The organism is Streptomyces sp. SLBN-31 (genome assembly GCF_006715395.1).
Classification (GTDB): Bacteria; Actinomycetota; Actinomycetes; order Streptomycetales; family Streptomycetaceae; genus Streptomyces.
This window is the reverse complement of the sequence record NZ_VFNC01000001.1, coordinates 1839192-1865569: the sequence shown is the minus strand read 5'-3', so window position 1 is coordinate 1865569 and position 26378 is coordinate 1839192. Positions and strand designations below refer to the sequence as shown.

The window sequence follows — 26378 nt, the reverse complement described above, 5'->3', positions numbered from 1 at the left end:
CATGGCGGGCTCCGGCAAGTCCCCGCTCGTCGTGGTCGGCGACGCCCTGCTCGACCGCGACCTGACCGGTACCGCCGACCGGCTCGCCCCCGACGCGCCCGTACCCGTCGTCACCGAGCACACCCGGCGGGCGCGGCCCGGCGGCGCCGCTCTCGCGGCCTGCCTGGCCGCCCGCGACGGCCGGGAGGTCACCCTGGTCACCGGCGTGGGCGACGACCCGGCGAGCGAGGAGCTGCGCCGGCTGCTCGGCGGCCGGGTGAAGGTGATCGGCCTGCCGCTGACCGGTGGGCTGGCGGAGAAGACCCGCGTGCTGGCGCAGGGCCGCCCGGTCGTGCGGCTGGACCGCGGTGACGGCCGCGTCCGCGAGGCCACCGACGAGGCCCGCGAGGCGGTCCGCTCGGCCCCGGCCGTCCTGGTCTCCGACTACGGCCGGGGCGCGGCCGACGCCCTGCGCGACGTACTGGCCGAACGCCCGCCCGTCGTCTGGGACCCGCACCCGCGCGGCGGACCGCCGGTGCCGGGGACACGGCTGGTGACTCCCGCCCGGTCGGAGGCGCACGCTTTCGCGGCGACCGCCGCGGACCAGAACACCACCGAGGCGCCGGGCAGCGACCTGCGCGCCGCCGCCCGCGAGGCCGCCGCGCTCGTTCGGCACTGGCGGGTTGCCTGTGTCGCGGTGACCATGGGCGCGCGCGGCGCCCTGCTGTCCTACGGCGAACACCCCCTGCTCGTCCCTGCACCCGCCGCGCATCACGGCGACCCCTGCGGTGCCGGCGACCGGTTCGCCGCCACGGCGGCCGGCCTGCTGGCCGACGGAACACTCGTCGGCGAGGCGGTGGAAGGCGCCGTCGCCGCCGCGACCGGGTTCGTCGCCGCGGGTGGCGCGGGCGGACTGGCCGACGGCGCCTCCCCCGAGGCGGACCCGCGTCCGTCCGGCGAGGAGGGCGCGGACCCCCACACGGACCCGGACCCGCACACCGTGATCGCCCGGGTGCGAGCGGCCGGCGGTATCGTCGTGGCCGCCGGCGGCTGCTTCGACCTGCTGCACGCCGGGCACGTCGGCCTGCTCCAGGCCGCCCGGCGGATCGGCGACTGCCTCGTCGTGTGCCTCAACTCGGACGCGTCGGTACGGCGCCGCAAGGGAGAGGGCCGACCGGTGAATCCGCTCGCCGACCGGGTCCGGGTACTGCGCGCCCTCGCCTGCGTCGACGCTGTGGCCGTGTTCGACGAGGACACCCCGGAACAGCTGCTCGCCGACCTGCGGCCCGACGTCTGGGTCAAGGGCAGCGACTACACCGGCGCCGACCTGCCCGAGGCGGCGCTGCTGCAGGAGTGGGGCGGGCAGGCGGTGCTGCTGCCGTACCTCGCCGGGCGGTCCTCGACCACGCTTCTGGACCGGGCGGCGGCGGGTGCCCGATGACGCGCCCCCGCCTGCTCGTCCTGCGCGCCCTCGGCCTCGGCGACCTCCTTGCCGGGGTCCCGGCCCTGCGCGCCCTGCGACGGGCCTTTCCCGGCCACGAGCTGGTGCTGGCCGCCCCCGCCGAACTCGAACCGGTGGCCGCGGCGACGGGAGCCGTCGACCGGCTGCTGCCCGCCTCCGCCCCCGGCCGGGCCGTACCGCGCATCCTCGACTGGGCCGGCCCGCCACCCGACATCGCCGTCGACCTGCACGGCAACGGACCGCCCAGCCACCGCCTGCTCCAGGCGCTGTGCCCGCGCCGCCTCTTCGCCTTCGCCCACCCGGACAACCCGGAGATCGACGGTCCGCGCTGGCGGGCGGAGGAACACGAGCGGGACCGCTGGTGCCGTTTCCTGGAGTTCTACGGCGTCCCCGCCGACCCGGCCGACCTACGGCTGCCCCGCCCACAGAGTGCCTCCCCCGCGCCAGGGGCCGTCGTACTGCACCCGGGCGCCGGTGCCCCCTCCCGATGCTGGCCCGTCGACCGCTACGCCGCCGTCGCCACCGCCCTGCGCAAGCGCGGCCACCGGGTCGTGGTCACCGGAGGAGCGGGCGAGGACGACCTCGTGGCCCGCCTCGCCAAGCAGGCGCGGCTGCCCGACACCGACACCTTCGGCGGCGGCCTCCCCTTCGAACGGCTCTCCGCGCTGGTCGCCGACGCCTCCGCGGTCGTCAGCGGCGACACCGGCATCGCCCACCTCGCCGTCGCCCACGCCACCAGTTCGGTGACCCTGTTCGGTCCGGTCCCGCCGAGCCGCTGGGGCCCGCCGCCCGACCCCCGCCACCGCGTGCTGTGGCACCCCGGCCAGGACGGCGACCCGCACGGCCGCCGCACGGACCCGGCACTGCTGCGCATCGCCACCGACGACGTACTGCACGCCCTCGACCAGCTCCCCGACACCCCATGAACCAAGCGCCCATAGGCATCGTCATCGCCACCCGCAACCGGTCGGCGAGCCTGGCCCGCACCCTGGGCCGGCTCCTCAACCTGCCCGAGCAGCCGGAGATCCTCGTCGTCGACAACGCCTCCACCGACGACACCCGCGCCCGGCTCGCCCACGACTTCCCCACGGTGCAGGTGCTGTCCCTGCCGTTCAACCGGGGGGCGCTCGCCCGCACCGACGGCGTTCGCCGACTGCGCACCCCGTACCTGGCGTTCAGCGACGACGACTCATGGTGGGCACCCGGCGCCCTGGAGACCGCGGCCAAGCTGATGGACACCCACCCACGCCTCGGCCTGATCGCCGCCGCCACCCTGGTCGGCCCCGCCGAGGAACCCGACCCCCTCAACGACGTCCTCACCGCCTCCCCGCTAGGTGTGGCTCGGGATCTGCCCGGAACCCAGGTCCTCGGCTTCCTCGCCTGCGCCTCCGTCGTCCGCCGCGAGGCGTACCTCGACGCGGGCGGCTTCCACCCCCTGCTGTTCTTCGGCGGCGAGGAGACCCTCCTCGCCTACGACCTCGCCGCACGCGGCTGGGGCGTCACCCACTGCCCCGACGTCATCGCCCACCACCACCCGGACCCGGCGCCCCGCAACGGCCGCCCGGCCGTCCAGCGCCGCAACGAACTCCTCACCGCCTGGCTACGCCGCCCCCTGCCCCACGCCCTCGCCCGCACCCGGGACCTGGCCGCCGACGCCCGCCGCGACCCGACCGCCCGGCAGGCCCTGCGCCAGACCCTCACGCGCCTGCCGGCCGCCCTGCGCGCCCGCCGCCCCCTGCCCCCGCACCTGGAGCAGGCCGCCCGCACGCTGGACGGAGCACAGCCATGACCGACCCCCGCACCACCGTCGTCGTCATCACCCACAACCGCCGCCCCGAACTCCTGCACACCCTCGACCACCTCGCCGAACTCCCCGAACAGCCGCAGGTGATCGTCGTCGACAACGCCTCCACGGACGGCACCGCCGACGCGGTCTCCCGCCACCACCCGCGGGTACGGCTGCTGTGCCCCGGCCGCAACCTCGGCGCCATCGGCCGTAACCTCGCCGTCCGCGAAGTCCGCACGCCCTACGTGGCCTTCTGCGACGACGACTCCTGGTGGAGCCCCGGCGCCCTGTCCGGCGCCGCCGACCTCCTCGACCGGTACCCGGCGCTCGCCACCGTCACGGCCCGCATCCTGGTCGAGCCAGGGAGCGCCGAGGACCCGATCAACGAGGAACTGCGCAATTCGCCCGTGCCCGCTCCGGACTGGCTGCCCGGCCCCGCGCTGGGCTCCTTCCTGGCCGCCGCCACCGTCCTGCGCACCGACACCTTCGGCACCGCGGGCGGCTTCCACCCCCGGCTGTGGCTGGGCGGCGAGGAGGAACTGCTCGCCGCCGACCTGGCGGCGAACGGATGGTGGCTGACATACGCCGACCACCTGACGGTCCATCACCAGCCGTCGGCGGTGCGGGACCCGACGCTGCGCCGGGCGCACGGCATCCGCAACACCCTCTGGTTCACCTGGCTGCGCCGCCCGGCCGGACCCGCGCTGCGCCGCACCGTGTACCTGGCCCGCACGGTCCCCCACGACAGGGTGTCTCTACGGGCCTTCGCCGAGGCCGCGGCCGCCCTCCCGTGGGTGCTGCGCGAGCGGCGGGTCCTGCCGACGGAAATCGAGGCGCGGATGCGCATCCTGGAGGAGGCGCAGCAGCGCTCGGCCGCCCGCCGTTACGTGGGCTGAAGCCCGCGGGACCAGGGCACACGAACGGGGCGGGGCCGCGCTCTGCGTCCCCGCCCCGTTCGTGGACAGCTGGTCAGCCCGTGTTCTCCGGGCGTTCGCCCTTCGGGCCCCGGCCACGTTCCGTCCGCGGGCCGCGCCTCTGGTGCTCCGGCTCCCGCTGCAGGGACTCGTTGGCCGCCGCGTTGGCGTCCTGGTCGGAGATCCCCGACCGCTCCGCCTCCTTGCGCAACCTCGCCCGCTTGGTGTCGTACTTCTTGCTTCCAGGTTCCGGCATGGTGGTCACCTCCTGCGGACGGGTGTCCCACGTCCTTCCGGGGCAACGCTCAGGGCTCCGTCCAGCGGCACAGCAACCGGAACGCCACGTACAGCGTCACGGGCCAGTCGGCGGCGAACGCCATATCACCCAGGGTTCGGAGGTGGTGATGCCGGACACCTGCTCCGACGGACACCGCGAGCAGCAGGGCGACGGCCCACGGGCGGGGCGTGCAGGACACCAGGCTGGACAGCCTCGACCTCCGGCTCCGCCGGCTCAGCCTGCGCAGCCGCCTCGCCAAGCGACGATTCAGGAGTGGCATCGCCGGCAGCCGCATCGACCACGTCCTTGTCCGCTCCGGCGTCGCCGGCCGCCCGCTCACCATCCGGCCCACGATGCCGGCTGACACCGACCATCCTCCGACCGTCCCATCACTACGCTGCGGTAGCCGATGTGGACTGGCGACCACCGCGGAGTCAATCATGGGAACGGTGTTCTTGTGCACCGCCGCGACCTGGGTGAGAGACCGATGGATGACTATGACGTCGACGAGATACTGCAGCAGGCGCTGGACCGGCTGACGCTGCTGGCAGAGGCCACCTCGGCGTTGTCGAGCACGCTGGACATCGACGAGGGCCTGCGCCGGGTCTGCCGGGTCGCGGTGCCCCGGCTCGGTGACTGGTGTGTGGTCGATCTGCAGGACGAGCAGGACCATCCGCACCGCGTCTGTGTCATGCACCGTGACCCGATGGCCCTTCCCGCCAGCGCCCTGGAAGGCTGCCTGCCGCCCCTGCCCAAGACCAATCCCGGCCCACTGGCACGCGTCCTACGGGGAGCAGGACCGCTGCTGCTGACCGGCATGGCGACGCACGAGACGGTCCCGGACAACCCACTGCGCGCCCGCCAACTCGAACTCTTCGCGCACATGGGCGCCGATTCCGTGATCATCGCTCCACTGCGGGCCCGCCGCCAGGTGCTGGGTGCTCTGACCGTCGCGCGTACGAGCGGGCGGGCAGCTCTGTGCGAGCAGGACCTCGCCCTGGTGGATGATCTCGCCCACCGCATCGCTCTGGCCGTCGACAACGCACGCCTGCACCAGGAGACCCAGCGCATCGCCGAGCGCCTGCAGCGTTCCCTGCTGCCCGAACTTCCCCGCCATCTGCAGCTGACCGCCCGCTACACGCCGTCCCGCACCACGGCGGAGGTCGGGGGTGACTGGTACGACAGCTTCCTGCTGCCCAACGGTGCCACCACACTCATCATCGGGGACGTCACCGGACACGACCTGCGCTCAGCCGTAACGATGAGCCACCTTCGCAACATGCTGCGTGGCATCGCCTGCGACCGGCAAGAACCGCCCGGCCACATCCTGCACCGTCTGGACCGCGCCTACCTCAGCCTCTACGGCGGGGCCACCGCCAGCTGCGTCTACGCGCTCATGACCGGGCCGGAAGCAGGCCCCTGGACGCTGGAGTACGCCAACGCCGGCCACCCGCCTCCCTTGCTGATCACCTACGAAGGCGACACGCGGTACCTGGACGACGGTCACGGTCCCCTCCTCGGCGTCGATCCCCGCCTCCCCCGCCCCCACGCCGCCGAAGCACTGCCGGCCCGCGGCACACTCCTTCTCTACACCGACGGCCTGATCGAACGCCGCGGCGAATCCCTCGACCGCGGTCTGACCCGGCTGCGCCAGCACGCCGCCGCCCTCGCCCGCGAACCCCTGGACGTCCTCTGTGACGAACTGCTGTCCGGCCTGGCCCAGGACAGCAGTGACGATGTAGCAATCCTGGCCCTCCGTCTGCCGCCGGTTGCCGGCTAGAGGCTGGTCAGGATCTGCGGTGAGATGTTCTTGATCATGGTGTTGGACCAACGCATCTGCCGCAGGGTCTGCGGGTGACAGGACGAGGCGAGGGCCAGGAGCCGGTCGTCTTTGGTGGACTGGGCCGCCTGGGCGAGCATCTCCCAGTGCAGCGAGTTCTCGGTCGCTCCCAGATGCAGCTCCCGCAGGTCGCGCAGCAGGAGCAGACCGGGCTCGGGCCGGTGGCCCATGGCCTTCGCCGCCTTCTCCCTGAATGTCGCCAGAACACCCGGGTCGGACGAGTCAGGCGGCTCACCGAGCTTCACGCCATAGTGGCGACCGGTGTCGGCCAGTCGCTGGACGTGTTCACGGGACCAGAGGGCCAGGTCGGTGGCGACGTGGTGGATCTCGTGCTCGGTGCGATGACGTTCCGCCACCGTGACCAGGTGCCTGGCGAGATCTTTCTCGCCGTGGTGCAGCACGCGCAGGGTCAGGGTGATGCCGTTCACCGGCTTCCCTCCTCACGTCCATGCCATGTGGCGCCGTCCGACTCCACCACGCTCGCCGAAGGGCCTCCCGCCGTTGCCGGAACGCCGCCGCTCCGTGACGGCACGGACGCGGTGGTGGTCGGCGCGGGGGCAGCCTGGCCCCCACCGCGTTCGACGAGGGTGAGAGCCGCCGCGGCTGTCTTGAACAACGGCTGCTTGGAAACCGGGTCCCAGTCGGTGACGGTCGTCTCATTGGCGGCGCGCCCGGGTGTCTTCTCGTCCGGGCCGTGACCGGCCGGGGTGTCCCAGTAGCCGTAGTGGAACGGCACGAACAGCAGTCCCGGCCGAATGTCGGTGACCCGGACCCGTCCCCGAAGCGCGCCGCGGGGCGTGGCCACCTCCACCAGATCGCCCTCGTTCAGACCCCGCTCGTCCGCGTCGGTGGCGGACACCTCCACCCATACGTCGGGCGCGGCTTTGTTCAGCTGGGGGGCACGCCCGGTTTTGGTCCGGGTGTGGAAGTGATAGATCGTCCGCCCGGTGGTGAGCTGGAACGGGTACTGAGCACCGGGCTCCTCATGGGGCGGCATGTAGGCGGCGGCCTTGATCATGGCCTTGCCGTCCGGATTGAGGGAGCGGTACTCCACCACACTGTCCGTCGCACCGGTGAGGAGATCCTTGCCGTACGTCTCGCACTGGTCGGGGTGCGCCCAGCTGATGCCGTCGGTGTAGAGCCGTTCCGTGCCGTCGGGTGCGTCCTCGTTGCACGGCCACTGGATGCCGGTCGGGCCGCGCAGCTTGTCGTAGGTGAGGCCGGTGTAGTCGCACGGCCGGCCGGCGCTGCACCGTTTCCACGCCTCGAACGCCGACTCCGGGTCGTGCCAGTGGACCAGCGGGCCGCCGTCCTTGTCGCGGAAGTCCATGCGCCTGGCGTAGTCGAGGAAGATGTCCAGGTCCGGCCTGGCCTCGCCCGGCGGATCGACGGCCTTGTCCGACAGGTGCACGGTGCGGTCGGCGTTCGTGAACGTCCCGGTCTTCTCACCCCAGGTCGCGGCGGGCAGCACCACGTCGGCCAGCTGGGCGGTCTCGGTCAGGAACAGGTCCTGCACCACGACGAACAGCCGCTCCTGGGACAGGATCGAGCGGATGCGGGACAGCTCGGGCAGGGAAACGGCGGGGTTGGTGCCGCTGATCCACAGCATGCGGATCGAGCCCTGTTCGGCGTAGCGGAACATCTGCATGGCGTGGGTGGGCGGCGCGTAGTGCGGGATCTGCTTCGGTTCGACGTTCCACACCTTCGCCAGGTCGGCGACGTGCTGGTCGTTCTCCCAGTTCCTGAAGCCCGGCAGGTCACCGTTGGCGCCGCACTCCCGGGTGTTCTGGGCGGTGGGCTGGCCGTTCATCTGCAGCACACCCGCTCCCGGCCGGCCGAGCATGCCGCGGATCAAGTGGATGTTGTTGATCTGCACGGCGGCCGCGGTGGCCTGGTGGGACTGGTAGACGCCCTGCAGGACCGTCGACAGCAACCGGTCGGCCGAGCCGATGACCTCCGCCGCCTCGCCGATGCGCGCGGCCGGGACGTCGCAGATGCCGGCCGCCCACTCGGGGGTGCACTCCTCGACCCGTGCTTCCAGCTCCTCGAAGCCGACGGTGTGAGCCGCGATGTACTCGTGATCGACATGCCCGGTGCGGATGATCTCGTGCAGCAGCGCGTTGAGCAGCGCCACGTTGGTGCCGCCGCGCGGGGCGAGGTGCACGGTGGCCCGGCGCGCCACCTGCGTCGACCGGGGGTCCACGCAGACCAAGCGGGGCGGATTGGCGCCGTCGAGCCGGTCCAAGATGCGCATCCACTGCACCGGCTGCGTCTCGGCCAGGTTGTGCCCGTACAACGCGATGACGTCCGCGTGATCGACGTCGTCGTAGCTTCCGGGCTGACCGTCGCAGCCGAAGGACTCCTTGAGCGCCTCGGCGGCCGTGGAGGTGCAGAGCCTGGTGTTGCCGTCCAGGTGATTCGTGCCGATGCCGGCGCGGGCCAGCACCGCCAGCGTGTAGTACTCCTCCAGGAACAGCTGGCCGGTGGTGTAGAAGCCGATCGAACCGGGGCCCTTCTCCTGCAGAAGAGTCCGGGAGCGGGACACGATCCGGTCCATGGCGGTCGCCCAGTCGGTCTCGACCAGACGGCCTTCCACACGGACGAGCGGCCGGGTCAGCCGGTCGGGAGAGGCGTTGGCCTGCCAGCCGAACAGGTCCTTCGGCCCGAGGCGGCCGTGGTTCACCCGGTCCTGCGCGCGTCCCCGGACGCCGACCATGCGACCGTCCATGACCGCGATGTCCATCGCATCGCCGTCGGAGTGCAGAATCGACGCGGTCTGCACCCATCGCTGAACGTCATCCGGCGCGACGCCCTCCTTGAGATGAGTGTCCACCCGCGCGGGCCACACCTCGTGGCGCCCATACGGAGTACGGCCGCCCCACGGCTGCGCGATGCGGTCCACCGAAGCGTCCATGCCGGACCTCTCCATCACAGCCGGCACCCGCCGCGCCGACCGCATCATCGGTACCCGGCATCGCGCGCCCGTAACGCCGGTGCTCCTCCTCAATGCAGTCGGTGTGCTGGAAAGTATTCGCGCCCCGCCCCGGCGAATGCTGCCCGCACGAGCTGGGGCATGAGGAGCCTGATCGCCAACGGTCAGCCCGCGTGCCCTGACAGCACGGCAAGAGGACAGCGGCGCCGGCTGCTTTGCGCACAGCTAGTGCCGCATCAGGCAACGTTCGCCCTGTAGTGAGGCCCCGCCTGTCGACGGCTTCGGCCGCTGGCGATAATCGACCGGTGAGCGCCATCGATCGCCCTATGCCGCCCCTGAACGCCGACGAGCGCACGACGCTTGAAAGCTGGTTCGACTTTCACCGCACCACACTGGCCATGAAGTGCGAGGGTCTGGACAATAAGTAGGCCGCCGTTGCGTCCGTGCCGCCGTCCGGCTTCACGTTGACCGGCCTGGTCCAGCACATGGCGGAGGTGGAGCGGAACTGGTTCCGCCGCGTGCTCGCCGGAGAACAGGCCCCGCCCATCTACGACCCGCAGGCCGACCCGGACGGCCCCGACGGCGGCTTCGACCTTGCTGCGGGCGCCGCCCTGAGTGACGCCCTCGCCACCTGGCACGCGGAGATCGCCCGCGCCCGCGAGCACTGCGCCGACCGTGCTCTGACCGATACGGGCCGCTTCATGGAGCAGGACGTCAACCTCCGCTGGATCTACGTCCACATGATCGAGGAGTACGCCCGCCACAACGGCCACGCCGACCTGGTCCGGGAACGCATCGATGGCACCACCGGCGTGTAGCGCCGGATCAGGCAGCATTAGCCCTGTCGACGACAGCGCGTAGGCGCTGGTCGTCGGCGTGGCCGTTTCGCCAGATGATGTAGCGGCGGATCATGCTGCCCTGTTCCTTGTGGCTGGCGTGGTCGGTGCCGTCGAGGGTGAAGTAGCACAATGCGGTGAACTGGGCCTCGATGCGGTTGAGCCAGGAGCTGTTGGTGGGGGTGTAGGCGATTTCGAGGTTGTTCGCCGTGGCCCAGGTGCCGACGCGTTGGCACTTCTTGGTGGTCAGGAGCGGGGAGAAGTTGTCGCAGACGATCGCGATACGGACCTGGGGCGGGTAGAGGCTGCGCAGGTAGTGGGGAGGGCCTTCTTGGCCTGGTGTGGATTGCGACATCTGCACCGGCGACCAGAAAGGCCCTCGTGCCCCACCGTAATGCACCCCTGACCGAGACCGGCCGCCTGCGCCTGGCCCGCTGCGCCGTCGAGGACGGCTGGCCACTGCGGCGGGCCGCCGAACGCTTCCAGGTCTCGCCCACGACGGCCCAGCGGTTGGCCGACCGCTACCGGCAGCTCGGCGAGGCCGGCATGGCCGACCGCCCCAGTCGCCCCCGCCACAGCCCCTGCTGCACGCCGACCCGCACGGAGCGACGGATCATCAAGGTCCGCCTGTTGCGCCGGTGGGACCGGCCCGCATCGCGCACTTCCTGCACCTGGTGCCGTCCACCGTGCACCGGGTCCTCACCCGCTGCCGTCTGGCCCGCCTGACACATCTGGACCGGGCCACCAGCCGCGTCGTGCGCCGCTACGAACGCGACCGGCCCGGCGAACTCATCCACGTCGACATCAAGAAGCTGGGCAACATCCCCGACGGCGGCGGTCACAAGGCCGACGGCAGAGCCCGGGGCAGCCGGAACAGTTCCGCACACCGCGACCCCGCCCGGCCCCGCACCCGTCACGGCCGCCCCAACCTGGGCTACAGCTACCTGCACACCGCCGTCGACGACCACTCCCGCCTCGCCTACAGCGAGATCGTCACCGACGAGAAGAAGGAGACCGCCACCGGCTTCTGGCAGCGGGCCCACGCCCTCTTCACCCAGGCCGGCATCACCGTCGAGCGGGTGCTCACCGACAACGGCTCCTGCTACCGCTGACGCGACTGGCGCGATGCGCTGGCAGCGGCCCAGATCGCTCACAAGCGCACGCGACCCTACCGGCCGCAGACCAACGGCAAGGTCGAACGCTTCAACCGCACCCTGCTGGAGGAGTGGGCCTACGCCCGTCCCTACGGCTCCGAAGCCGACCGTCGGGAAGCGTTCCCGCAGTGGCTGCACACCTACAATCACCACCGCGGACACACCGCGCTGAAAGAGCAACCACCCGCCAGCCGCGTCCCCAACCTCACGGGTCAGTACAACTAGTCCTCGTCGAACACGGCTTTCTGGACATCGTTGGGGCCGTCAAACTGCTCTGCTCCAGAACTGGACAGCTTCTCGATGAGATCGTTTTCCGCACCGTTTTGCTTGGCCAGCGCCACGAGGTCGTCGCGGCTGGCCGGGTAGTTGGCACCTTTCAGAGCTTTTTGCATGTCGATCGGGCTGATGTCTGCCATGGTTACCTCTCCATTGCTGAGCCGTATGGAAGGCGAGTTTGCCCGCCGCGTCCCGCCTTGGGTCCTCGCCTGCCGGTGGATTCAACAACAGGGAGGATCGCGGGACGGGTATGCCACACCGGTGAGTGCAGGACCTCATCCATTCCATGTGGTTCTTGGGCACCGCGGTAAAGGGGTGCACAGATTCGTCACAAGGGACTCAGTCACGGCCAGGAAGGCTCATCCGCCTCCCACGCAGCTCGCTCGAGTGATGCGCTGGGTGGAGGGTGGCGAAGTCGAGCCGGCCGTCAGGGTGGATCACAGCCTCACCGTCAAGGACGACGCCCTCCCCGAACGCTTCGGCGGCCTCGGCTGTCTCCGGAAACGCAGCCGTCAGGTCCCGTGCACTGCGGTGGCTGCAGGAAGACGCCTGCGCGGACGGAGAGACCAGCAAGCCGGAAGCCATCGCATCGTCGCCTCTCGCGGAGCAACCTGCCGCTACGGCTTCACCCTTGCCGACCTCGACCGGTGAGCATGTCGCGCAGTCGGTCGACCATGCCGGTGCCGGGCGCCAGAAGCTTGTTGGCGGGCGGTGTGTCCGGTGCGGACGGGTGAGGACGGGTGGGTGCCGTCTTCTTCGCCGCCCTGACCTTCTCGCCGAGTTCCTCCAGAGCCTCCGCGGAGCACGCATCGGCCAGCAGTGTGAACAGCCGGTTCTCCTCGTCCGCGACGTGGTCGGTGACGGACGTCTTCAGCCGGCTGACGAGGGAGTCGAACCTGCTGTCCGAGGGCTCGCAGCCCCGGCGGATGCATCCCCGGCGAGGAGCCGCACCGTCTGGGGGGGGGCTGACCTGCGCGGGCCGGTGCGGCGGTACGCGCGGACGGGTGGCGCCCGGGCACGCGAGTTCGCCGCCCCGTGGTCGCGGGTGTCGCCCTGCCCCCGGACACGGCCGTCACACCGGCCGGGCGCGCCCGCTGGGCCGCGGGTCTTGCCACGGGCCGTCCGAGAGCAGGCGGGGCCAGGCCGGCGTCCGCCCCGCCAACGCCCAGTCCCCCGTACGTCGCCTTCTGTGACGACGACTCCTAGTGAATGAGGGGCGCCTCATCGAACTAGGACGCGATCGCAAATCAGGCGCACCCGTGAAGGCGCCGGAGGAACGCGGACTTGCATGAGGTGGCGACCGCATCCGCCCGCCGGCGCAGCCGGTCTCACCGCAGGCCCCACCGAAGTGCTCCGGTGGGGCCTCCGTCTCGCGGCTCCGCGCAGAAGCCCCGTCGCCATGGTTTCCAACGGGGCTTCGCGGTGTCACGCGCTATCACACAGCTGTCACCAACTGGGCGGACACTCTCGGACTCCGAGGCCCTGACCTGCCGTTTCGCGCCCCCGATGGACTGGCGTAGACACCCCTGGACGGTCCCTACAACCTGTGCCAGGTGGTGCCCAGGGACGGACCGAGGATCAGGACAGGGGCGTCTTCCGGCCCGTCGAAGCGGTATTGCAGGGTGTTGGACGAACTCTCACTCACCCGACTCACGCTCCCACATCCGACTGTGCCCCTCAGACGCAGGTCGTGAGAATGCGGGTGGGATCGGGTGAAGGCCTGGGGAGTGGCATGGCGTTCCGGGCTCCGGATGATCTCCGCTCCGGCCGCCGCCCACGGCACGACCGCGCGGGCGGGCCGGTCACCCGATGCGTTCCCAGCCGCGGCGGGGGGCGCGGGCGCCGAGCCGGTCGTCGCGGCTGCGGTAGACGATGTAGGGGCGGGTGAGGTAGCCGAGCGGGGCGGTGAGCATGTGCACGAGGCGGGTGAAGGGCCAGGCGGCGAAGAGCAGCATGGCGCTGACGGCGTGCAGCTGGAACAGGACGGGGGCGCCGGTCATCCGGTTGGGGTCGGGGCGCAGGGAGAAGACGCCGCGGAACCACAGGGAGATGGTCTCGCGGTAGTCGTATCCGCCGCCGACGAGGTTGGCGGCCACGGTGGCCGACAGGCCGAGCACGATGGTCGCGGTCAGCAGGACGTACATGGCCTTGTCGTTGCGGGTGGTGGCGGAGAAGACGGGTCCGACGGTACGGCGGCGGTAGACGAGGATCGCCAGTCCGCCGAGCGTGCACACGCCCGCGATGGTGCCGAGGACGACGGCCGAGGCGTGGTAGGCGTCCTCGCCGATGCCCGCCGCCTCCGTCCAGCTCTTGGGAATGACCAGACCGCCGATGTGGCCCAGCAGGACGACGAGGATGCCGAAGTGGAACAGCGGGCTGCCGATGCGCAGCAGGCGGCGCTCGTACAGCTGGGAGGAGCGGGTGGTCCAGCCGAACTTGTCGTAGCGGTAGCGCCAGACGTGGCCGAGGACGAACACGGCGAGGGCGACGTAGGGCAGGGCGACCCACAGCAGGACGGCGCCGGTGCCGGTGCCGGCCGCGACGGTGAGGGGCTGGGCGGACATGGTCATCGGGAGCCCCTCATGGTGGGGTCGGGCAGGAACTGCGGGGGTGCGTACGGGTCGAGGCCGACCTGTTCCTCGGGCGGCCCCTGGGCGGCGAGGCGCATGACGGCCTCGCGTTCGTCGCCGCGCAGTGCCGGCAGGGTGGCGGACACGGACTCCAGGACGTCCGCCCAGGGGGAGGCGGCGTCGCGCAGGGCGAGCCGCAGCAGTTCCAGTCCGGCGCGGTGTTCGTCGAGCAGCCGGTCTCCGAGGGCGGGCTCGGCGGCGGCGAACTCCAGGACGACGGCGAGGTGGTCGGGCAGTTCCTCCTCGGTCAGCCGCCACCCGGCCCGTGCGTAGGTCTGCTTCAGACGCAGCAGGGCGAGGCCGCGTTTCCTGGTGTCACCGTGTGCGTAGTACGTCAGGAAGAGGCAGCAGCGTTTGCGGTGGTCGAAGGTGGCGACGTAGTCGGCGGCCAGCTCCGGCAGCGGGGTACGGGCGGCGTGCTCGGCGAAGCGCCTGAGCGGGCGTGCGACCGGTCCGGGCTGGGCGGCGGCGACCCTGAGGGCCAGGGTGAGGCGGTCGGGGAGCTGTTCGTCGGGGTAGGCCAGGAGCAGCGACTGCGCCTGCCAGACCAGGGCGGCACGGAGGTCGGCGGCGGTCGGCCTCATGACGCGGAGCCGTTCCCGTCGTCCTCCGTGGGCGGGAACAGGCCGGGCGGGGAGCCCTTGCCGTCCCAGTTGAGGAGGTTGACCCGGGTGGCCTTGTCCACGGGGGCCGCGGGGGTCTCCGCAGTCTGCCGGTCGCGCAGGGCCCGGTAGTTCTCCACCGCGATCGGCGCGGCGCCGCCGGAGGTCTCGCCGAAGGGGCCGGAGCCGCCCATGCCCGGGCCGCCCTCGTAGTCGAGGCTGCACTCGGTGGCCAGTTCCTCGAGCTGGTGGGCCTGTTCGGCGTGGGCGGGCGGGATGACGTAGCGCTCGTCGTACTTGGCGAGGGCCAGCAGCCGGTACATGTCGTACATCTGTTCCTCGCCCATGCCGACCGCCTCGGGGATGGACGCGTCCGGTTCGCGGCCGAGGTTGATGTCGCGCATGTAGGAGCGCATGGCGGCCAGGCGGCGCAGCACCGCGTCCACCGGGCCGGGGTCGCCGGCGGTGAAGAGTTGGGCGAGGTAGTCCACCGGGATGCGCAGGGCGTCGACGGCGGCGAAGAGGTTCGTGTGGTCCTCGGCGTCGTGGCCGGTGTCCCGGACGGCGTCGACGACCGGCGACAGCGGCGGGATGTACCAGACCATCGGCAGGGTGCGGTACTCCGGGTGCAGTGGCAGGGCGACCTTGTAGGTGTTGATCAGGGCGTGGACCGGGGAGCGCCGGGCGGCCTCGATCCAGTCGCGGGGGATGCCCGCCCGCTCCGCCTCACGGACGACCTCCGGGTCGGCGGGGTCGAGGAGCACGTCGCGCTGGGCCTCGTAGAGGTCCTTCTCGTCGGGCGTGGAGGCGGCCTGGAGCACCCGGTCGGCGTCGTAGAGGACGAGGCCGATGTAGCGCAGCCGGCCGACGCACGTCTCGGAGCAGACGGTGGGCAGGCCGACCTCGACGCGCGGGAAGCAGAAGGTGCACTTCTCGGCCTTGCCGGTGCGGTGGTTGAAGTACACCTTCTTGTACGGGCATCCCGTCACGCACATCCGCCAGCCCCGGCAGCGGTCCTGGTCGACGAGGACGATGCCGTCCTCGGTGCGCTTGTAGATGGCACCGGAGGGGCAGGATGCGGCGCACGAGGGGTTGAGGCAGTGCTCGCAGATGCGCGGCAGGTAGAACATGAAGCTCTGCTCGAACTCCAGCTTGATCTTCGTGGAGATCTCCCGCAGCAGCACGTCCTTCTCGCCCGTCGCCGCGGAGCCGCCGAGGTCGTCGTCCCAGTTCGCCGACCAGGCGATCTTCATGTCCTTGCCGGAGATCAGGGACTTGGGGCGGGCGACCGGGGTGTGCTCCTGCAGCGGGGCGTTGGTCAGGGTCTCGTAGTCGTACGTCCACGGCTCGTAGTAGTCGTCGAGGGTGGGCAGTACGGGGTTGGAGAAGATCTGGATCAGTTTCCTGAACCGGCCGCCCGCCTTCAGCGCGAGCCGTCCCTTCTTGTTGAGTTCCCAGCCGCCCTTCCAGGTGTCCTGGTCCTCGTAGCGGCGGGGGTAGCCCTGTCCGGGGCGGGTCTCGACGTTGTTGAACCACACGTACTCGACGCCGGTGCGGTTGGTCCACGCCTGTTTGCAGGTGACGGAACAGGTGTGGCAGCCGATGCACTTGTCGAGGTTCATCACCATCGCCATCTGGGCCATGACACGCATGTCAGTACTCCACCTCCTGGTCGGCGCGGCGGCGGATGACGGTGATCTCGTCCCGCTGGTTGCCGGTGGGGCCGAGGTAGTTGAAGGCGTACGACAACTGGGCGTAGCCGCCGATGAGATGGGTGGGTTTGATCAGCAGCCGGGTCAGGGAGTTGTGGATGCCGCCGCGCCGGCCGGTGGTCTCGGTACGGGGCACGTCGATGAGCCGGTCCTGGGCGTGGTGCATGTAGACAGTGCCCTCGGGCATGCGGTGCGAGACGATCGCGCGGGCGGCGACGACGCCGTTGCGGTTGACCGCCTCGACCCAGTCGTTGTCCCGCACGCCCACTTTGGCCGCGTCCTGGGTGCTCATCCAGATCGTCGGGCCGCCGCGGGAGAGGGACAACATGAACAGGTTGTCCTGGTACTCGGAGTGGATGGACCACTTGTTGTGCGGGGTCAGGTAGCGCACGGTCAGGCCGAGTCGGCCGTTCTCCCCCACCTGTGGTTCGCCGAACAGGGCGTGCATGTCCAACGGCGGCCGGTAGACGGGAAGTTGTTCGCCCAGGGCGGCGATCCAGTCGTGGTCGAGGTAGAAGTGCTGGCGGCCGGTGAGGGTGTGCCAGGGCTTGAGGCGTTCGACGTTGACGGTGAACGGGGAGTAGCGGCGGCCGCCGGTCTCCGAGCCGGACCACTCGGGACTGGTGATGACCGGGACGGGGGCCGCCTGGGTGTCCGCGAAGGTGATCTGCTTGCCCTCGTGCTCGGCGGCCAGGTCGGCCAATTGCCGTCCGGTGCGGGCCTCCAGGGTGTGGAAGCCCTGGGTCGCCAGGTGGCCGTTGGTGGTGCCGGACAGGGCGAGGATCGCCTCGCAGGCGTCCACGTCCCGGGTGAGCGAGGGCCGGCCGTCGGCCGCCGAGCCGCGTACGACACCGTTCTTGTGCCGCAGGTACTGCAGCTCCTTGTCCACGTGGAAGGTGACGCCCTTGGTGGTGGCGCCGAGGGAGTCCAGCAGGGGGCCGAGGGCGCCCATTTTGTCGGCGATCGCGCCGTAGTCCCGCTCGACGGTCACGAGCCTGGGCATGGTGCGGCCCGGCACGGGCTCGCACTCACCGGCCTTCCAGTCGCGGACCCGGCCGTGCGGGTTGGCCAGTTCGTCGGGAGTGTCGTGCAGCAGCGGCGCGGCCACCACGTCCTTGCGGGTGCCGAGGTGTCCGGCGGCCTGGCGGCTGAACTCGCGGGCGAGGGTGTGGAAGGCGTCCCAGTCGGTGCGGGTCTGCCAGGGCGGGGCGATGGCCGGGTTGAAAGCGTGCACGAAGGGGTGCATGTCCGTGCTGGACAGGTCGTGCTTCTCGTACCAGGTGGCGGCCGGCAGCACGACGTCGGAGAAGACGGTCGTGCTGGTCATGCGGAAGTCCAGGGTCAGCAGCAGGTCGAGTTTTCCGGCCGGGGCCTCCTCGCGCCACACCACGTCCCTCGGGCGGGCCTCGGGTGGGGCCTCGGCGGCGCGCACCGAGGACTCCGTGCCCAGGAGGTGCTTGAGGAAGTACTCGTTGCCCTTCGCCGAGGAGCCGAGCAGGTTGGCCCGCCACACGGTGAGCACCCGCGGGAAGTTCTCGGGCGCGTCCGGGTCCTCGCCCGCGAACCCCAGCCGGCCGGCTGTCAGCTCGTCCACCACATGCTCGGCGACCGGACGGCCCGCCGCCTCGGCCTCGTCGGCCAGGTCGAGGGGGTTGCGGTCGAAGGTCGGGTACGACGGCATCCAGCCCATGCGCGCCGAGGCGGCGATGACATCGGCGGTGGTCCTCCCGGCGAACGGGCCGCCGGCGCCGGGCGCCGCGAGGGTGTCGGCGGAGAACGGGTCGTAACGGAACTGGTCGGCGTGCAGGTACCAGTAGGCGGTCTGGATCATCTGCCGGGCCGGCCGGTTCCAGTCGGCCGCGGTCGCGATCGCCGAGTAGCCGGTGAGCGGGCGGACCTTCTCCTGGCCGACGTAGTGGGCCCAGCCGCCGCCGTTGACGCCCTGGCAGCCGGTCAGCGTGGTCAGCGTCAAGAAGGCGCGGTAGATGGTGTCGGAGTGGAACCAGTGGTTCGTCCCCGCCCCCATGATGATCATGGACCGGCCGCCGGACTCCTCGGCGTTGGCCGCGAACTCCCGGGCGATCCGGGCCGCCTTGCCCGCGTCCACGCCGGTGACGGCGGCCTGCCAGGCGGGGGTGTACGGCTCGCTCGCGTCGTCGTAACCGGTGGGCCAGCGGCCGGGCAGTCCGGCGCGGGCCACGCCGTACTGGGCGAGCAGGAGGTCGTAGACGGTGGTCACCAGGCGGCCGGCCACCCGTCGCACCGGCACCCCGCGGCGCAGCCGGTCCGTGCCGCCTTCGGTGTCGAAGCGGGGCAGCTCCAGCGGCACGGGTTCCTCGCCGGCGCCCTCGGCGGACAGCAGCGGGTCGACGCCGGCGAGGTCCAGGTTCCACTTGCCGGCGCCCGTCTCGCCGTAGCGGTCACCGAGGGTGCCGTTCGGCACGACGGGCCGCCCGGTGGCGCCGTCCAGCAGCACGGTGCGGAACTCGGCGTGTTCCGTCGCGGCGTGCTCACCGCCCAGGTCGGCCACGGTCAGGAACTTGCCCGGCGTGTACGTGCCGTCCTCGCCTTCCTCGACGGTGACCAGGAAGGGCAGGTCCGTGTACCGCTTGACGTAGTCGGTGAAGTACGGCGTGGGCCGGTCGACGAAGAACTCCTTGAGGACGACGTGGCCCATCGCCATCGCCAGCGCCCCGTCGGTGCCGGGCCGGGCCGCGAGCCACTCGTCGGCGAACTTGACGTTGTCGGCGTAGTCCGGGGAGACCGCCACCACCTTCTGGCCGCGGTAACGGGCCTCGGCCATCCAGTGCGCGTCCGGGGTTCGGGTGACGGGCAGGTTGGAGCCCCACATGATCAGGTAACCGGCGTCCCACCAGTCCCCCGACTCCGGTACGTCCGTCTGGTCGCCGAAGACCTGCGGCGAGGCCACCGGAAGGTCGGCGTACCAGTCGTAGAACGACAGCATCACCCCGCCCAGCAGTGAGTAGAAGCGCGCTCCGGCCGCGTGGGAGACCATCGACATCGCCGGGATCGGTGAGAAGCCGGCCAGCCGGTCGGGGCCGTACTCCTTGATCGTGTGCACGTGTGCGGCGGCCACCATCTCCACCGCCTCGTCCCAGCTCGCCCGGACCAGGCCGCCCTTGCCGCGCGCCTGCTTGTAGCGGCGGGCGCGTTCGGGGTCGGAGACGACGTCCGCCCAGGCCGCCACCGGGTCGCCCAGGCGGGCCTTGGCCTCGCGGTACATCCGCAGCAGCACGCCGCGTACATACGGGTAGCGCACCCGGGTGGGCGAGTAGGTGTACCAGGAGAACGCCGCTCCGCGCGGGCAGCCGCGCGGCTCGTACTCGGGGCGGTCCGGGCCGACCGAGGGGTAATCGGTCTGCTGCGCCTCCCAGGTGATGATGCCGTCCTTGACGTACACCTTCCACGAGCAGGAGCCGGTGCAGTTCACGCCGTGCGTGGAGCGCACCACCTTGTCGTGCGACCAGCGGTCCCGGTAGAACTCGTCCGCCTGGCGCCCGCCGCTGCGGTGCAGGGTGCGCAGGTCCTCGGAGACCTCCGCCCGGGTGAAGAACCGGCGTGAGCGCACCAGGGCGTCCGTCAGTTCGCCGTCGAGGCCCGCGCGTGTCCGGCTGGTTTCCGTGCCCACCGTGCCACTCCGCCCCGGGCGTGCAGGCCCGTTCGAGTCGTGATCGAGTCCGGCCGTTCACGACTCTACGACCGACGCCCCCGGGAAGGTCAACAGCAGTGGGTCAAACGGCTGGCCCGGACAGGGCGCCGCCCGCCTGCGCGCGTACCTTCTCGACCGCTTCCCACTCCTCGGTGCCCAGGGTGGCGAGCGCGGCCGGGAAGACCCCGTCCTGTTCCTTCAGGATGTGGTCGCGCAGCACGGCCATCGCCGCCATCAGCCGCTCGGGCCAGGACGGATCGGACGGTGCGGCGCCGTCGGCGGCCTCGGTTCGGCGAGCACCGACTCGATGTGGCGGTGCTCGGCCTCCAGGGCGGCGATCTGCTCCGGGAAGTCGAGGGCCATCGCGGGGAACAGTCCGTGCTCCTCGACCCGCGTGTGGGGGCCGAGCACGGCGGTGATCTCGCGGGCGACCCGGGCCATCCGCGCCACGTCGGCGTCCTGGTGGGCGCTGCGGAGGTGGCTGATCAGACGGACGACCTCGTCGTGCTCACGGGTCAGCTCGTCGATGGACGCCAGGGACTGGCAGCCGCAGTACTCGCACACCGGTGTCTCTCCTCACTCCTGTGCCGGACGCAGACGGCTCCTGTGCCGGGACGCCCACGGCTCCCCTGTGCCGGGACGCCCACGCCGAAACGGCGCTCCGTCCACCACAGTGCGCCCCCGGATCCGCCGGCGGCAGGGGCCGACGGTCCCCCACGGAGGACGGACGTCCCGCCTGCCGCACTGGGGCGTGTGTCGAAAGTCCCGTCGTCCGCCCGAAGGGCGGGCCCCGCGGCGTCTGGCGCGTGCGATCGCAAGGCGCCGGAGCGCCCTGACAGCGGAGCTGTTCGCGCGTTTCAGCACCGCCGCGAGCGTGCGTGCCGGACGCCGTCGGGCGGGCGGGACTTTCGACACACGCGCCAAGGGCCGGTCGGCCCTACCCGCTTCGTACACGCCAGCCGACGATGGACGGATGTTCCAGTCAGACAGCTTCCGCGCACTCGACCGACAGGAGAGTCTGCGCCTGCTGGCCAAGGTGCCGGTCGGCCGCGTCGTGTACACCCGTCAGGCGCTGCCCGCGGTCACGCCCATCAACTTCTCCCTCGACGCGGACTCCGCCGTCCTGATGTACACCTCACCCTCCTCGGACCTGGTACGGGCCGTCGACGGCGTCGTGGTCGCCTTCGAGGCGGACGAGTTCGACGCGGTCACCCGCTCCGGCTGGAGCGTGATCGTCACCGGCCGGGCCGCCGTGGTGACCGACCCGGCCGAGCACGAGCGGCTGTCCCGGACCGGGCCCATCTCCTGGATGCCCCCGCGGGACGGCGTCTTCGTCCGGATCGAGGCAGAGATGGTCACCGGGCGCGAGCTCAACGGAGCCCTCGACGAGGCGCCGAACGGTGCCGGCGCCGCGCACCCCGCGGGGACCGGTACCTGAACGTCGTGCCGTCCCCGGTGGGGGTCAGCCCCGCGGATCGCTGCGCGGGGTGCGGGCGCCGTCCCGCCCGTAGCCGAACCTGATCAGGATGTGCGGATGGCACCGCCCGGCTCGTGGCAGGGCCGCCGCCCTGCGCAGGTCGGGCCACTCCATGGCCTGGTGCAGCAGGGAGGTGCGCAGGCCGTGGGCGGTCGCCGTGAGCAGGACGTACTGCAGTGCCTGGCCCGCCCGCAGCCAGTCCTCCCGGCGGTCGTGCGACGTCCACAACAGGGCCGTCTGGACATGACGTTCGAATCCCAGGGCGGGCAGGCGGGGGCCGGGCAGCCGGCCGGTGAAGTCCCGCATCGGTATCCGGGCGGCCGCGTCGGGCGGGCCGAGGGCGGTGACGGGGATGCCGTAGGGAATGTCCGACCCCGGCGTCCTGAGCCAGGTCCGGGTTTCGGCGGTGCGGTCGGGGTGGGCGTGGTTGCGTGCCTCGCCCGCGGCGGTCAGCCGCAGCAGCCGCCTCGTCCCGGCGATGTCCGGCAGGTGCAGGCGTGCTCCGGCGGCGTGCGCGGCCGTCACCATCTCCGCCACGACGGGGTCGGGCACCGGGCGCCCGGTGAACGGCAGCCGGCTGGTGCGCCGGCGCGCGATGGCCGCGTACAGGCCGTGGTCCGGCAGCCGGTCGTCCCCGGCGGACGGAGCCGTCAGCCGTACGGTGGCCAGCAGCCCCGGTTCGCACGGGTCCGGCAGGAGCGCCACCTCGGGCCGCAGTCCGTGGTGGACGGCCGCGAGCCGGAGGTTGAAGACGGCGGCGCCCACGGACAGGTGCTGGGCGCGGTGGGTGGGATCGGTCAGCGGCAGCGTCCGCTCCGGCACCGCGTGGACCTCGAGCAGCCGGTCGCGGGGGTCCACGTGGAAGCGCCACGGCTGGGTGTTGTGGATCGACGGGGCCGCCACGGCCGCCGCGAGCAGCGACTCCACGGTGGCCGAGTCCAGGGCGGGGCTTGGGGCGTACAGCACGGGTCCTCACTCCTTGCAGCTGCTGCGGTGCGGGCGGCCGCCGCCTCCCGCCTGTTCCTCGCCGGCCTCCCCGTTCAGCAGCGCGGCCAGCTCCCGCTGGTGGGGGAAGGAGCCGGGCCTGTAGCCGCACCACGGCTCCTCGGCGAAGGGGTCGCCGGTGACGCCGTACGCCCGTGACCGCGAGCCGCCGCAGACCTCGCGGAACTCGCAAGCCCCGCAACGGCCTTGGAGCATGTCGGGGGTGCGCAGGCCGGTGAACAGCGGCGAGGTGCGGTAGACGGACGTCAGCGGCGACGTGCGCACGTTTCCCGCGCTGAGCGGCAGGAAGCCGCTGGGGTGGACGCTGCCGGTGTGCGAGACGAAGACGAATCCGCGGCCGGCGTTGACGTCCAGCGGCGGGCGCCGCACCCGGCGCACTTCGGCGTTCAGGCCCAACTCGGCGGCCCGGTCGCGCAGTTCGCGGTACAGGGGTCCGAGACCGAGGACCGCGACATGGTCCTCGCCGCGGTCCGCGAGGATTCGGCGCTGCAGGGCGACGCGGCGGAAGTGGTGGGCCTCGGTGGTCTTGGCGGGCACGGTCAGGCCCACGTCGTGGACGAAGTTGAGCACGTCCTCGGTCTCGGCCGGGGTCAGTGCGCCGAGGTCGCGGCCGCGGCCGGTGGGCACCAGGAAGAAGGCGCTCCACAGCATCGCCCCGTGCTCGGCGACCAGCCGGACGATGTCGGGGAGGTCGTGCAGGTTGTGCCGGGCGACCGTGGTGTTGATCTGCACCTTCATGCCGAGGGAGCGGGCGGTGTCCCAGGCGTCCAGGGTCCAGCGGTAGACGCCGGGCACCCCGCGGAAGGTGTCGTGCACCTCGGCGGTGGAACCGTCCAGACTGAGCGAGAGCCCGGAGGCGCCCGCGGCGTGCACGGCACGCAGCCGTTCCTCGGTGAGCGTGGGGGTGCCCGAAGGCGAGACGGCGACCCGGACCCCGATCCGCCTGCCGTGGGCGATGAGTTCGGTGAGGTCGGGGCGCTGGAACGGGTCCCCGCCGGTGATCACGAACAGCGGGGCGGGCTGCCCGAACTCGGCTACCTGACGCAGCAGGTCCTTGGCCTCGGCGGTGTCCAGTTCGCGGGGGTCACGGCGCGGCACGGCCTCGGCCCGGCAGTGCAGGCAGGCCAGCGGGCAGGCCCGGGTGGACTCCCAGATGACGATGAACGGGCGCTCCGCCGCGTCGTGCCGCTGACGGCGCACGGCCCGTACGGCGGTGCTCACCTGCCCGCCCTCCCCCGAGCCCGGAGACTGTGTCCGGCCGCCCTGGAGTCAGGGCAGACGAGGCGGGCGGCCGGACGATGACCGGCTCGGACCGTGCGCGGCGCCTGTGCCGAGGGACGGCGACGGAAACGGCCGCACAGGCGCGGCTTGCGGTGGTGCACGGGATACCTCCGGGTCGGTCGTGATCATCATGCGGAGTCGACACGGTCCGGCGCGGCGGCCGACCAGTCCCCTCCGAGGGGCCGAGGGTCCCTTGACCTACGGCCGGTCAGGGGCGGCGGGCGGGGCTGGGCTTGCAGACCGGTACGCCGGACGGTCAGGAGCGGTCGGGCCGGGCGCCGGCAGACCGGTGACGCCGGACGGTCGGGCCGGGCCGGCAGACCGGTGACGCCGGACGGTCAGGCCGGGCGCTGGCAGACCGGTGATGCCGGCCCGTCACCGGCGGCGGGGCTCCACATCCGGGCCGGGGGGTGGCGGCCGCACCGGCCGGTGAGGGGCGGGGAGCCGGACGTCCGGCCGGCTGTGGCGACCGGCGCCGGACCGGTGAGGATCCGGATGCCGGCCCGTCACCGGCCGCGGGGCTCCACATCCGGGCCGGGGGCGGCGGCCGCACCGGCCGGTGAGGGGCGGGGAGCCGGACGTCCGGCCGGCTGTGGCGACCGGCGCCGGACCGGTGAGGATCCGGATGCCGGCCCGTCACCGGCCGCGGGGCTCCACATCCGGGCCGGGGGCGGCGGCCGCACCGGCCGGTGAGGGGCGGGGAGCCGGACGGTGAGGCGCGGCGCGGCCGGGCGTCCGGCCGGCCGGTCAGGGGCGGCGGGGCGGCCGTGTGGGCCGGTGGCGCCGGTCGGTCAGGGGCGGCGGGGCGGCCGTGTGGGCCGGTGGCGCCGGTCGGTCAGGGGCGGCGGGGCTGGGATTCCAGGCCGGTGGCGGTGGCCAGGAGGGCTGCTCCGGTGGCGGTCAGCAGGGTGCCGAGGCCCATGACGAGGGTGGTCAGGTGCCAGGCCTGGCAGGCGGACAGCAGCGAGCCGCGCAGGGTCTCCCCCATGAAGGCGGTCTGCCGCAGCTGGGCGAGCTTGTCGTCCTCGCCTCCGCCGGCGTGGAGTTCGTCGGTGATCTCCGCGTAGGTGCGGCCGCCGGTCGCCTGGGCGAGATGGTCCTTGATGAGATCGGCGTAGGCGTGGGCCTCGTGACCGGTCTCCACCCGGCACCCGGTGAAGCGGGCCAGGTGGGCGGGAAGTCCGTGGTCCGGGAAGGCGATCCGCTGTGCCGTCAGTTCGGCTCGTATCTCCTTGCGGCCGCTGCGGCCTCGCAGCAGCATGACGGGCCCGGCGGCGGACAGGGCGATGCCGACCAGGCCGATCAGGGCGTTGGTCCGGCGGGGCGCAGCCTTCATAACGGGTCTTCCTTCGTAACTCGGGGTGGTGAAAGGGGTGTCAGCGGTGGCCGAGCCGGAGCCGCCAGGTTTCGGGGCCCCGCTCCAGGTACTCCACCGAGAAGACTCCGGGGTGCCGCTCCTCGATCCGGGCGAGCAGCGGAAGCGGGTCGTGCGGCGCGACCAGCACCATCGCGCCGCCCGCGGGGACGGCGTCGAGGGCGCCGAGGACGGTGGCGTGGCGCAGGGCGTGCGGAACGGCGCGGACGTCGAGTTCGGGAGCGGCCGTCTCCGGCGCACCGCCGCAGCCGCAACCGCCCGACGCCTCCTCGGGCTTCGCCGTCTCCGGCGCACCGCCGCAGCCGCAGCCGCCGGTCTTCCCGGGCTTCGCCGTCTCCGGCCGGCCGTGCGTCGGGGCGCCGTCCCGTTCCGTGCCCGGGGCCGGTGGAAGGCGGTCGTGGAGTCGGGTGAGGAGGGTGGCCAGGGAGACGCCGGGGGCCATGGCCAGCAGGGGCAGCACCAGGCCGTTCTCCTTGGCGCTGTGTTCCTCGAACAGGACCTGCAGGGCCCGGGCTTCGGCCACCGCGTCCGCCGGCGCCGCCTCGCGCATCGCGTCCACGAGCGCGGCGAGGCAGCGGTGCTCGGCCACCAGGCTCACGATCAGCAGCCGGGCGTCGGGCATGGTCCGCGCGACGGGGTAGAGGACGGCCTCCTCGGCCGCCGCGTACGGCAGCACCTCCCGGTCGCAGAAGGCCACGAGACCGGCGCGGACCCGCTCGGCCGCGCTCGGGTCGGTGCCCGCCGCGGTGGTCAGCAGCGCCACCCGCCCGGCCAGTTCCGCCGCCGTACGGGCTTGGTGGGCCTCGGCGCCCTCGAGAGCGACGGCGTCCTCGGGGGCCGACGCGACGGTGAGCACGCTCATGACGGTGTCTCCAACGGGTCGACGGCCGGCGTGGCCGGCCGGTTCGGGTGGCGGCGGCCACGGGTGCGCGCCGACGCGGGGCGGACGCGTCCGGCCGCGCGAGGCGGCCGGACGCACGACCGATCCGGGCGGCACACTCCGTGCTCGCCGTGACCCAGGCGGCCTGGGACGGGGTGACGGCCGCCGACGAGTACGGCGCGCGGTCGTGGCCGCGCCTTGGCATCCGCGGTTCGATCAGTGCTCAGAATGCATCGCCGGGCCCACCCTCCTCGCCCGCCGACCGGACCCCACCATGGGGACCATTGGGC

General features: G+C 72.3%; 21 protein-coding genes and 5 pseudogenes. 8 read left to right on the top strand and 18 right to left on the bottom strand.

The window, feature by feature from the left end:
• Window position 1: 1 nt before the first annotated feature.
• Genes rfaE2 through FBY22_RS08540 form a run of 4 tightly spaced genes read left to right on the top strand, consistent with a single transcriptional unit; the run spans window position 2 to window position 4123 of the window.
• Window positions 2-1420: a D-glycero-beta-D-manno-heptose 1-phosphate adenylyltransferase gene (gene rfaE2 / locus FBY22_RS08555; RefSeq protein ID WP_142147453.1), complete on the top strand. Its 1419-nt coding sequence runs from the start codon at window positions 2-4 to the stop codon at window positions 1418-1420.
• Entirely contained in the window at window positions 1417-2367 is a 951-nt protein-coding gene (locus FBY22_RS08550; RefSeq protein ID WP_142143785.1) for a glycosyltransferase family 9 protein, read from the top strand. Before rfaE2 ends, FBY22_RS08550 begins: the two co-directional genes overlap by 4 nt.
• Window positions 2364-3230 (top strand): glycosyltransferase family 2 protein, encoded by an 867-nt coding sequence (locus FBY22_RS08545; RefSeq protein WP_142143783.1) that lies wholly within the window; start codon window positions 2364-2366, stop codon window positions 3228-3230. The genes FBY22_RS08550 and FBY22_RS08545 overlap by 4 nt, the downstream gene beginning before the upstream one ends.
• On the top strand, window positions 3227-4123 hold the full coding sequence (locus FBY22_RS08540; RefSeq protein WP_142143781.1) for a glycosyltransferase family 2 protein: 897 nt from the start codon (window positions 3227-3229) through the stop codon (window positions 4121-4123). The genes FBY22_RS08545 and FBY22_RS08540 overlap by 4 nt, the downstream gene beginning before the upstream one ends.
• 73 nt (window positions 4124-4196) lie before the next feature.
• Here FBY22_RS08540 and FBY22_RS08535 read toward each other — a convergent pair whose 3' ends face one another.
• Both FBY22_RS08535 and FBY22_RS08530 read right to left on the bottom strand, forming a co-directional pair.
• On the bottom strand, window positions 4197-4397 hold the full coding sequence (locus tag FBY22_RS08535) for a hypothetical protein (RefSeq protein WP_142143779.1): 201 nt from the start codon (window positions 4395-4397) through the stop codon (window positions 4197-4199).
• Between the two features lie 49 nt (window positions 4398-4446).
• Complete coding sequence (locus FBY22_RS08530) at window positions 4447-4617, bottom strand: hypothetical protein (protein WP_260844751.1); 171 nt, start codon at window positions 4615-4617, stop codon at window positions 4447-4449.
• A gap of 288 nt (window positions 4618-4905) precedes the next feature.
• On the opposite strand from FBY22_RS08530, the gene FBY22_RS08525 reads away from it, so the two are divergent.
• Window positions 4906-6198 carry a PP2C family protein-serine/threonine phosphatase gene (locus FBY22_RS08525; protein WP_142143778.1) on the top strand — a complete coding sequence of 431 codons (1293 nt, stop codon included), beginning with the start codon at window positions 4906-4908 and terminating at the stop codon, window positions 6196-6198.
• On the opposite strand, the gene FBY22_RS08520 is transcribed toward FBY22_RS08525, so the two are convergent.
• Both FBY22_RS08520 and FBY22_RS08515 read right to left on the bottom strand, forming a co-directional pair.
• Window positions 6195-6686, bottom strand: a complete 492-nt coding sequence (locus FBY22_RS08520) for a hypothetical protein (RefSeq protein WP_142143776.1) — start codon at window positions 6684-6686, stop codon at window positions 6195-6197. The genes FBY22_RS08525 and FBY22_RS08520 overlap by 4 nt on opposite strands.
• Window positions 6683-9172 (bottom strand): molybdopterin oxidoreductase family protein, encoded by a 2490-nt coding sequence (locus FBY22_RS08515; RefSeq protein WP_142143774.1) that lies wholly within the window; start codon window positions 9170-9172, stop codon window positions 6683-6685. The genes FBY22_RS08520 and FBY22_RS08515 overlap by 4 nt, the downstream gene beginning before the upstream one ends.
• 344 nt (window positions 9173-9516) lie before the next feature.
• On the opposite strand from FBY22_RS08515, the pseudogene FBY22_RS08510 reads away from it, so the two are divergent.
• Window positions 9517-10008, top strand: a pseudogene (locus tag FBY22_RS08510) (DinB family protein).
• A gap of 7 nt (window positions 10009-10015) precedes the next feature.
• Here FBY22_RS08510 and FBY22_RS08505 read toward each other — a convergent pair.
• Window positions 10016-10345, bottom strand: a pseudogene (locus FBY22_RS08505) (IS630 family transposase); the annotation flags it as partial.
• Window positions 10346-10407: 62 nt separating this feature from the next.
• On the opposite strand from FBY22_RS08505, the pseudogene FBY22_RS08500 reads away from it, so the two are divergent.
• Window positions 10408-11405 (top strand): annotated as a pseudogene (locus FBY22_RS08500) (IS481 family transposase).
• Here the strand turns inward: FBY22_RS08500 and FBY22_RS08495 are convergent.
• From FBY22_RS08495 to FBY22_RS08460, 9 genes and pseudogenes are all read right to left on the bottom strand, one after another.
• Complete coding sequence (locus FBY22_RS08495; RefSeq protein WP_142143772.1) at window positions 11402-11596, bottom strand: DUF2795 domain-containing protein; 195 nt, start codon at window positions 11594-11596, stop codon at window positions 11402-11404. The pseudogene FBY22_RS08500 and the gene FBY22_RS08495 sit on opposite strands and share 4 nt — an antisense overlap.
• Window positions 11597-12081: 485 nt before the next feature.
• Window positions 12082-12375, bottom strand: a pseudogene (locus FBY22_RS44740) (hemerythrin domain-containing protein); the annotation flags it as partial.
• Window positions 12376-13002: 627 nt separating this feature from the next.
• A pseudogene (locus FBY22_RS44735) lies at window positions 13003-13110 on the bottom strand (3-oxoadipate enol-lactone hydrolase); the annotation flags it as partial.
• Window positions 13111-13258: 148 nt separating this feature from the next.
• A complete protein-coding gene (gene narI, locus FBY22_RS08480; RefSeq protein ID WP_142143770.1) occupies window positions 13259-14026 on the bottom strand; it encodes a respiratory nitrate reductase subunit gamma in 768 nt (255 codons plus the stop codon).
• Complete coding sequence (narJ, locus tag FBY22_RS08475) at window positions 14023-14670, bottom strand: nitrate reductase molybdenum cofactor assembly chaperone (protein WP_142143768.1); 648 nt, start codon at window positions 14668-14670, stop codon at window positions 14023-14025. The genes narI and narJ overlap by 4 nt, the downstream gene beginning before the upstream one ends.
• Window positions 14667-16340, bottom strand: coding sequence for a nitrate reductase subunit beta (gene narH / locus FBY22_RS08470; protein WP_142143766.1), 1674 nt, complete (start codon window positions 16338-16340; stop codon window positions 14667-14669). The genes narJ and narH overlap by 4 nt, the downstream gene beginning before the upstream one ends.
• A gap of 1 nt (window position 16341) precedes the next feature.
• The gene (locus FBY22_RS08465; protein ID WP_142143764.1) at window positions 16342-20049 is read right to left on the bottom strand and encodes a nitrate reductase subunit alpha; all 3708 of its coding nucleotides are present in this window, start codon (window positions 20047-20049) and stop codon (window positions 16342-16344) included.
• A gap of 103 nt (window positions 20050-20152) precedes the next feature.
• On the bottom strand, window positions 20153-20296 hold the full coding sequence (locus tag FBY22_RS44730; RefSeq protein ID WP_260844749.1) for a hypothetical protein: 144 nt from the start codon (window positions 20294-20296) through the stop codon (window positions 20153-20155).
• Window positions 20297-20304: 8 nt separating this feature from the next.
• Window positions 20305-20634 (bottom strand): hemerythrin domain-containing protein, encoded by a 330-nt coding sequence (locus FBY22_RS08460; RefSeq protein WP_260844748.1) that lies wholly within the window; start codon window positions 20632-20634, stop codon window positions 20305-20307.
• A 409-nt stretch (window positions 20635-21043) separates the two neighbouring features.
• Between FBY22_RS08460 and FBY22_RS08450 the strand changes: the two genes are divergently transcribed.
• Window positions 21044-21508 carry a pyridoxamine 5'-phosphate oxidase family protein gene (locus tag FBY22_RS08450; RefSeq protein ID WP_142143760.1) on the top strand — a complete coding sequence of 155 codons (465 nt, stop codon included), beginning with the start codon at window positions 21044-21046 and terminating at the stop codon, window positions 21506-21508.
• Between the two features lie 24 nt (window positions 21509-21532).
• Here FBY22_RS08450 and FBY22_RS08445 read toward each other — a convergent pair whose 3' ends face one another.
• The 4 genes from FBY22_RS08445 to FBY22_RS08430 all read right to left on the bottom strand — a co-directional run bounded on the left by FBY22_RS08445 (window position 21533) and on the right by FBY22_RS08430 (window position 26070).
• Window positions 21533-22513, bottom strand: coding sequence for an Acg family FMN-binding oxidoreductase (locus FBY22_RS08445; RefSeq protein ID WP_399210745.1), 981 nt, complete (start codon window positions 22511-22513; stop codon window positions 21533-21535).
• Between the two features lie 6 nt (window positions 22514-22519).
• Entirely contained in the window at window positions 22520-23773 is a 1254-nt protein-coding gene (locus FBY22_RS08440) for a TIGR04053 family radical SAM/SPASM domain-containing protein (protein WP_142143758.1), read from the bottom strand.
• Window positions 23774-24668: 895 nt separating this feature from the next.
• On the bottom strand, window positions 24669-25169 hold the full coding sequence (locus tag FBY22_RS08435) for a hypothetical protein (RefSeq protein ID WP_142143756.1): 501 nt from the start codon (window positions 25167-25169) through the stop codon (window positions 24669-24671).
• A 40-nt stretch (window positions 25170-25209) separates the two neighbouring features.
• The gene (locus FBY22_RS08430) at window positions 25210-26070 is read right to left on the bottom strand and encodes a DUF2249 domain-containing protein (RefSeq protein WP_142143754.1); all 861 of its coding nucleotides are present in this window, start codon (window positions 26068-26070) and stop codon (window positions 25210-25212) included.
• Window positions 26071-26378: the final 308 nt, after the last annotated feature.

Excerpts from the sequence above, each read along its gene's own strand:
- FBY22_RS08550 (WP_142143785.1), top strand. The coding sequence starts at position 1,417 with ATGACGCGCCCCCGCCTGCTCGTCCTGCGCGCCCTCGGCCTCGGCGAC.
- FBY22_RS08525 (WP_142143778.1), top strand. The coding sequence starts at position 4,906 with ATGGATGACTATGACGTCGACGAGATACTGCAGCAGGCGCTGGACCGG.
- FBY22_RS08515 (WP_142143774.1), bottom strand. The coding sequence starts at position 9,172 with ATGGACGCTTCGGTGGACCGCATCGCGCAGCCGTGGGGCGGCCGTACT.
- narH (WP_142143766.1), bottom strand. The coding sequence starts at position 16,340 with ATGCGTGTCATGGCCCAGATGGCGATGGTGATGAACCTCGACAAGTGC.
- FBY22_RS08545 (WP_142143783.1), top strand. The coding sequence starts at position 2,364 with ATGAACCAAGCGCCCATAGGCATCGTCATCGCCACCCGCAACCGGTCG.
- FBY22_RS08495 (WP_142143772.1), bottom strand. The coding sequence starts at position 11,596 with ATGGCAGACATCAGCCCGATCGACATGCAAAAAGCTCTGAAAGGTGCC.
- FBY22_RS08535 (WP_142143779.1), bottom strand. The coding sequence starts at position 4,397 with ATGCCGGAACCTGGAAGCAAGAAGTACGACACCAAGCGGGCGAGGTTG.
- FBY22_RS08540 (WP_142143781.1), top strand. The coding sequence starts at position 3,227 with ATGACCGACCCCCGCACCACCGTCGTCGTCATCACCCACAACCGCCGC.
- narJ (WP_142143768.1), bottom strand. The coding sequence starts at position 14,670 with ATGAGGCCGACCGCCGCCGACCTCCGTGCCGCCCTGGTCTGGCAGGCG.
- FBY22_RS08435 (WP_142143756.1), bottom strand. The coding sequence starts at position 25,169 with ATGAAGGCTGCGCCCCGCCGGACCAACGCCCTGATCGGCCTGGTCGGC.
- narI (WP_142143770.1), bottom strand. The coding sequence starts at position 14,026 with ATGACCATGTCCGCCCAGCCCCTCACCGTCGCGGCCGGCACCGGCACC.
- FBY22_RS44730 (WP_260844749.1), bottom strand. The coding sequence starts at position 20,296 with ATGGCCGTGCTGCGCGACCACATCCTGAAGGAACAGGACGGGGTCTTC.
- FBY22_RS08430 (WP_142143754.1), bottom strand. The coding sequence starts at position 26,070 with ATGAGCGTGCTCACCGTCGCGTCGGCCCCCGAGGACGCCGTCGCTCTC.
- FBY22_RS08450 (WP_142143760.1), top strand. The coding sequence starts at position 21,044 with ATGTTCCAGTCAGACAGCTTCCGCGCACTCGACCGACAGGAGAGTCTG.
- rfaE2 (WP_142147453.1), top strand. The coding sequence starts at position 2 with ATGGCGGGCTCCGGCAAGTCCCCGCTCGTCGTGGTCGGCGACGCCCTG.